A 1,324-nucleotide genomic window follows, 5' to 3' on the forward strand; every position below is an offset into this window, starting at 1 on the left:
GGTACACGCTGGGCGACGAGGCCCGCCGGTCCGAACTCGTCGACCTCTACGCCCGCGTCCTCACCAAGGCCGAGGCCCCGGGCGTGCTGCCGGCGGCGGGAACCTGGGAGACCTGGCGGCCGGGCCGCGCGCGGGGTCCGCTGGTCGGCGGCCTGCTGAACCGCCTCGTCGGACTGCAGGCGACCCCGTTCGCCCTGCCCGCGGAACGCTTCGACGGCGCCGTCCTGTTCTGGGAGGAGGTCGACCGGTCGGTCTCGCGGATCTGGTGTGATCTGCACACCTTGCGCCTGTCGGGCGTGCTGGACCGGATCGCGGGCATGGTGGTCGGCATTCCGAGCGAGGTCACACCGTACGAGGGCGGCGGCGAACGGGTCGGGCTGCGCGAAGTGGTCCTCGACGTCCTGGCGGACCGGGACATCCCGGTCCTCGCCCAGGTCGACTTCGGCCACACCTCGCCCAACCTGCCGCTGCCCCTCGGGGTCCGCGCGGACGTGGACGCGGACGGCCGCACCCTGACCCTGCTGGAGCCGGCGGTGGCGTGAGGCGGGCCGGGGCGTGGTGCGGGCCCGTGGTGTGGTGCGGGCCCGCCCGCGGGCCGTCCTGGCAGGATGACGGCATGGAACGTGTGCTTGGAATCGGTGGATTCTTCATGCGGGCGGCGGCCGACCCGGCGGCCCTGAGCGCCTGGTACCGCGATTGCCTGGGTCTGGACGCCGACGAGAACGGCCTGTGGCGTCAGGAGGCGGGGCCGACGGTGTTCGCGACGTTCGAGTCCGAGACGGACTACTTCGGGTCCCGCGCCCAGCAGACCATGCTCAACTTCCGGGTCCGGGACCTGGACGCGATGCTCGCGCAACTGCGCGCCAAGGGGGCGGACGTGGCCGAGGAGACGCAGGACATGGACGGCGTCGGCCGGTTCGGCTGGGTCACCGATCCCGAAGGCACCCGGGTCGAGCTGTGCCAGACCGCGTGACGCGAACTCACCCCTCGATCGACGGGCGCCAATCGGCGTCAAGGTTTCCTTGACAAGAGGATCATGTCAAGGAATCCTTGACGTCATGAACCCCTTCCGGAACGCTCCGACCGAGGCCGGCCCCAACGGACCCGCCAATTCCGCCATTTCCTACGCCCTGGGCCTGCTCGCCCTCGCCATCAGCCTGATCGCCATGGCCATGTCCTCCGCCGACAACCTCGGGGCCGGCGCCACGGCAGCGCTCATCGGCGCGGACGTCGTCCTCGTCGCGGTGATGGGCGCACTGCTCGCCGCCCTGCGCGCCCAGCCCGCCGCCGCGAGCTCGCCCGACCCGGCGGGACAGGCGCGCGA

At 72.3% G+C, this 1,324-nt stretch carries 2 protein-coding genes and 1 pseudogene; all 3 read left to right on the forward strand.

Annotated elements, in window-relative coordinates; genetic code table 11:
- Positions 1 to 542, forward strand: a pseudogene (locus ACWGDE_RS39005) (LD-carboxypeptidase); the annotation flags it as partial.
- 74 nt (positions 543 to 616) lie between these two features.
- The gene (locus ACWGDE_RS39010; RefSeq protein WP_453393831.1) at positions 617 to 973 is read left to right on the forward strand and encodes a VOC family protein; all 357 of its coding nucleotides are present in this window, start codon (positions 617 to 619) and stop codon (positions 971 to 973) included.
- Between the two features lie 85 nt (positions 974 to 1,058).
- On the forward strand, positions 1,059 to 1,324 hold a 266-nt coding region (locus ACWGDE_RS39015; protein ID WP_453393832.1), incomplete at its 3' end, for a hypothetical protein.

It is taken from the genome of Streptomyces sp. NPDC054956, from assembly GCF_053609185.1.

Bases quoted from the DNA above. Each gene is read 5' to 3' on its own strand.
- ACWGDE_RS39010 (WP_453393831.1), top strand. From the start codon at position 617: ATGGAACGTGTGCTTGGAATCGGTGGATTCTTCATGCGGGCGGCGGCC.